This is a genomic window from bacterium, assembly GCA_037143175.1.
Taxonomy (GTDB): domain Bacteria; phylum Verrucomicrobiota; class Kiritimatiellia; order CAIKKV01; family CAITUY01; genus JAABPW01.
Genome location: JBAWZF010000090.1, coordinates 1 through 4,869 on the forward strand (window position 1 = coordinate 1; position 4,869 = coordinate 4,869).

The window sequence follows — 4,869 nt, forward strand, 5'->3', positions numbered from 1 at the left end:
CAGACAGACGGCCGGATGCTCATGAAAGAGAGGCTGAAAAAGTGCGAAAGTCCACATAGACTAGATGCTGAGAAATCTGAATGCCGATTGAAGAAGATGAGTGCGCGCGCGAACTTTCGCAGTGAGGCTGAAGCTCAGAAAGCAATTCAACAGCCAACGACTCAACTCGCGAAGCGTCCACTGTCATTCACGGAATACCAGAGATGTAAGCATTGTTGGGATGGACTGGTGATCGTAATCTGATCGAAAAGACTGAGCCAATTACTGGATACTGTTTATGATGCTCGCAGGGTGCGTATTGGATATAAAAATGACAACATCAGAGCAATTGTTCGAGAAGTTCTGCGGCATGAATGCCATACAGTATGAACGTATCCCTACAACCGATGATGAGACCCCGGACTATGCGATAACCCTCTGCGGTACACGTGTGATCGTCGAGATCAAAGAACTGACGCCGAACGAAGATGACAAGAAGGTGATTCAAAAATCAAAGACAGCATTGCCGGGTGAGTGCGTGTGCTGGGGTGGGACACTCGGCAAGAGAGTAAGGCACAAGATCGAGTCGGCTAAGCATCAACTTAAGCGACTTGCAGCTGGAAAATTCCCTGGCGTTCTCTTGCTGTACGATGCGCGTCCCTATCCGTTTCGGATCCCGCAAGTTCGGAATTGGCAAGAATTTCGGGCTTGGCTATCGCTCATACATCACCGCCATTGGTGTCTTGCGGGAGCCGAATGATGCGGGGCAATCCCACGTGGATATGTACTTGAACGTGTACGCCGACCCGGATCAGCTGCTTCCTCTTCAGAAAATTCTAAATCATCCCCCTTTCACCGTTCATACATTGCCACCCGGTCTAGGCGATGAGATCAAGGAATGGGTGGTGATGCGAGACATGTCCGGAGGGATCCCGTGATTAATGTCCCGTCCCGGACAACGCCAACAACATAGGCTTCCGAGTTGCACTTACCCCAGCTCACCAAGTCAGCCGGATGGCGGCTTGCTGACCCGAACAGAATCCTGTTTCCACGCAGGTGGGACGAAAAGAGGAATGCATCACCGGGGTTGGTAGTCGGGCTGGATGTCCCGGCGAAGACTCCGGCGATGCTGTTTTCTCTTGAAGCATGGTGTAACTAGCCCTATATTTTAGCTAATTACGTGTGACTATCAGTATGATCGAAAAGAAATTCAACATTCCTTTTGTCTCCGGCCTTGCATTGAGGGAAAAGCAGATTCAGCAGAATTATCGTCCGCTGATCGCTGTGCATAAATGGTTTGCCCGCCGGCCTGGAACTCTATTCCGCAGCCTACTGCTTTCTGAGTTCGTGGACGGGGAGTTGGAGGATGAGTTTTACCGTTCACAGCATCTGCAGGGGAAACGGATTGCCGACCCATTCATGGGTGGCGGAACCCCGCTTATTGAAGCGAATCGAGTGGGGTGTGACTCCATAGGGTGCGATATCAATCCGCTCGCCTGGTGGATTGTACGCGAACAGATTGAGCACCTTGACCTCGATGAGTACCGCGAGGCGGCCGCGAAATTAAGGCAGGCTTTGGAAAGTGAAGTGGGTGATTTATACAGAACCCGTTGCGTGTTCGACGGAAAGACGGATGCCCAGGTTAAATATTTCATGTGGGTTAAGGTGTTGGAGTGTGACCACTGCAAGCATTCCATTGACTTGTTCCCCAGCTATTTGCTGGCGGAGGATGTCCGCCATCCCCGGAATGTGATGGTTTGTTCCAGTTGCGGGGAATTAAATGAAGTCGTAGATCGGAAGGAGCCCGGCCGCTGTCAATCATGTAGCAAGGCTCTTCATGAAGCTGGCAACGTTATCCGTCGCTCTTGCAAGTGTCCGAAATGCGGTAAATCGCACGCCATTCCCGGCAAGCCGTCGGTTCCATTCACCCATCGGCTGTTTGCGATCGAGTATGCGCATCCCGGGTGCAAAGTTGCGCATGCAGGCAGATTCTTCAAAAAACCGGATGCCGATGACCTCCGCAAAGTGGCTGATGCAAAAGCCGCTCTGGCCAAGTTGCGAACCAAGTGCATCCCTGATGATGTTATTCCTGATGGAGATGAGACGGCCCGGCTGCATCGGTGGGGCTACCGCCAATACCGGGAAATGTTCAATGACCGGCAGTTGTTGGGCCTGGAACATAGCGGCCGGTTGATCCATGCCGTAAAAAGCGAGCGAATACAAAAGGCGTTAGCGACCAATCTTTCAGATCTCCTGCGATATCAGAACATGTTGTGCCGGTACGACGCCATGGCGCTGAAGTCGCTGGATATCTTTTCCGTCCATGGATTTCCGGTTGGCCTTATCCATGTGGAATCCAACTTGCTTGGTATTTTGAATCCATCCAGCGGAATACCGGTGGGTAGTGGTGGCTGGCACAATATCATCGAGAAATACACCAAAGCTAAGATGTATTGTGAGAATCCCTTCGAGATTCGGCACAAAGCCACGGGTAAAGTTGTTGTGCCCATGACGGACGAATGGATCGGTGAGTCGCGAAGTGCCAAGCATCCCCGCGAATCTCGATATGTGAGGCTTGAGTGCGGAGATTCCTCAATCCAGAAATTTGCTCCGGGGTCCCTGGATGCCGTTTTTACGGATCCGCCCTACTTTGGCAATGTTCAGTACTCTGAACTCATGGATTTCTGTTATGTGTGGTTGCGTAAATTGATGTCCGAGTGTCCCATATTCAAACCCGCCAGCACCATGTGTTCTGAAGAGCTTACGGGAAATGTGACGGCAGGGCGTGGGATTGTTCATTTTACCGAAGGGCTTGCGCGGGTTTTTACCAGTATGGCGATCGCCCTTAAGAAGGGGGCTCCCCTAGCTTTTACTTTTCATCACAACGATATAAATGCCTATTTTCCCGTTGCCGTGGCTATTTTGGATTCCAAACTGGTTTGTTCTGCCGCCTTGCCTTGTCCTGCGGAAATGGGCGCATCTATCCATATCGCCGGAACCAAGTCTTCTATTGTGGATACTGTGTTTGTGTGTCGTAGCACGGGTATGGTACCCCGTAAGTGGGTGCCGGAAGATGTTCAGCATCTGGTTGATCTTATGGCGGGAGATATAACTCAACTTGAACAGGGGGGCGTAAAGCCTACGGAAGGTGATGCCCGGTGTGTTGCTTATGGACACCTCATTCGTTTGGCAATCTGGCGGCTGAGAAGCACTTGGGATGTAAAACTTCCAACACAGGTCAAATTGGATCTGGTGAATGAATGGTTGAGGGGCTATTGCGACTTGGGAAATGTTCTGCAAACTTTGGGGCAAAGAAATCAATTAATCCCACGCCAAAGCGGCTATCTGGCAATGGAGAAACATGCGAAATACGGAAACAAGGCAGATGAAATATCCTTTTGAGGCGACGCTTGGTGAGATTAAGCGAAAGCCAGATAAGTTTATTGATGCAGTAGTCTCTTGTCTTTCATCGGAATTTCTTGTCATGCCCCGGGGTGCGGGGTTTGTGACCTTCCCTCTTTTTGAGACAGGTTATGAGGCGTTGAAGCAGGGTACAAGTGGTTTTACCGTGATGGATGCTGCAACTGTCCATAACATTGTTTTTAAATGTCCCATTTCGTTCGTGGTCGTAAGGGCTATGTTGGGACTTACTCCTCCTGAGTGGGGTTATCTGGCCTCTCAGTCCACTAAGACGGATATTTCTCAGGGTTTCATCAGGACGCTTGATAGGAAGATTCGGTCCGAGCCATTGAAACCATTGCGTTCGACGGGAGAGATTGGGCCTAAGATTCGGATGCTGATTGAAACCGCCTGTGCACTCCTCAATGATGGTGTTCCCGATATTCCCGCTGATCGACTTCACAGGCTCGATAAGGCTGATACACGAGCGGGTTTGTCTGGTGTTAGGTCTTTGGCTCAAATAGGAGTCCCCTATGCGATGATGCTATATGAGCGTTTCTTGGGACGTCCTTTTGCCGGGCATCGTGATTCCGTCAGTGAACTGGTGGGGGACAGCCTCGAAAATGCCATTGAAGAGGTGTTGACGCGGGCTGGTATCAGTTTCCGCAAGACTAAACGCGCCGAAAAGATAGATGGGTTTGATCAGTCGCCTGATTTCATCATTCCCAGCGAATTCAATCCCCAGGTGATCATCGAGGCCAAGATTACAGAAGACGATGGAACCGCACGCGACAAAGTCACCCGGATTCAGCATTTGGCTGAATTAAGCCGTGCGGCGTCCAAGAGAGGTAAACCTGGCTACGAGGTTATTGCTTGTATTGGGGGCAGGGGTTTTGGTGTCCGCCGGGAGGATATGAAAAAAATGTTGTTGGCCACCAACGGTAAAGTATTCACTCTTCGCACCTTGGATCGTCTTGTCGAGTGTACCAAGCTTAAGTCGTTCAAGAGCAAAGTGTGAGGCGCGTAGAGGGGAATCTGATCATTATGGCAACACAAGCGGATATTTCACGGTATCGGGATAATCTTAAGGATGAGCGCAATGCCGTTACGCTTTATGAGCAGTTGGCAAAAGTCGAAATCAATCCGGATCTGGCGAGTCTGTATCGCAAACTTGCGGATGCTGAGCGAAAGCATGCGGACGTCTGGGAACGGCGGCTTGTTGAGGTGGGTGTGACCGTGCCCGACTGGACGATAGATTGGCGGACGCGCGTACTGGGGTGGCTGGCCAGGAAGTTCGGTGTAAAATTTGTGCTTCCCACGATTGCTGGAATTGAACAGGGTGCGGGGGCCAGATATGACAATCAGCCGGAAGTGAATCGCACGGGGATGCCGAACGATGAACGGTCGCATGCCCGTATTTTCAAGATGCTATCCGGTGAGACGAATGGGTTGGCGGGGAGTGCGGTGGCGCGCTTGGAGGGGCGGCACCGC

The 4,869-nt window shown here is 51.1% G+C and carries 4 protein-coding genes; all 4 read left to right on the plus strand.

From position 1 onward, the window contains the following. Positions 1–310: 310 nt before the first annotated feature. Positions 311–739: a hypothetical protein gene (locus WCI03_14985; GenBank protein MEI8141156.1), complete on the plus strand. Its 429-nt coding sequence runs from the start codon at positions 311–313 to the stop codon at positions 737–739. Between the two features lie 434 nt (positions 740–1,173). Beyond that, positions 1,174–3,381, plus strand: coding sequence for a DNA methylase (locus WCI03_14990; GenBank protein ID MEI8141157.1), 2,208 nt, complete (start codon positions 1,174–1,176; stop codon positions 3,379–3,381). Continuing rightward, positions 3,365–4,396: a hypothetical protein gene (locus tag WCI03_14995; protein ID MEI8141158.1), complete on the plus strand. Its 1,032-nt coding sequence runs from the start codon at positions 3,365–3,367 to the stop codon at positions 4,394–4,396. The genes WCI03_14990 and WCI03_14995 overlap by 17 nt, the downstream gene beginning before the upstream one ends. A gap of 26 nt (positions 4,397–4,422) precedes the next feature. Next, on the plus strand, positions 4,423–4,869 hold a 447-nt coding region (locus WCI03_15000), incomplete at its 3' end, for a demethoxyubiquinone hydroxylase family protein (GenBank protein ID MEI8141159.1).